Here is a 337-nt window from a genome sequence, read left to right as displayed (position 1 = left end):
GGATCAGCCCTTCGGTCAGGCCGGTTGAGCTCAAGGTCCGCACGACCTCATCGATGCCCCCGGAGGAGAGCACACAGTGCTTCCCCCGATGATCGAACCGATACCGTTTCAGGCGCTCTCGCAGCACGCTTTCCAGAAGCACACCCGTGCCAGCCCCGCGCATCGTCAACGCCTCGCCCGCGCTGACATAGATGTAGCCCATTGCCATCAGCACATGCAGAGCAGGCAGCTTGGCGGCGCCTTCTTCGCGGGTGTCTGGAGTGTCGCGGGCCAAGTTCAAAGCCTATCGAAGACTGAGCCGACACTGTGAACCCGTGATGCTCAGCCAGCTTCTCAG

The 337-nt window shown here is 62.0% G+C and carries 1 protein-coding gene; it reads right to left on the bottom strand.

Features of this window, described 5'->3' with window-relative positions; translation table 11 throughout:
- On the bottom strand, positions 1-274 hold a 274-nt coding region (locus A3764_RS21785), incomplete at its 3' end, for a hypothetical protein (RefSeq protein WP_150122395.1).
- Positions 275-337: the final 63 nt, after the last annotated feature.

The organism is Sulfitobacter sp. HI0129, assembly GCF_001635395.1.
In the GTDB taxonomy this organism is placed as follows: domain Bacteria; phylum Pseudomonadota; class Alphaproteobacteria; order Rhodobacterales; family Rhodobacteraceae; genus Sulfitobacter.
This window is presented reverse-complemented; position numbering and strand designations above follow the sequence as displayed.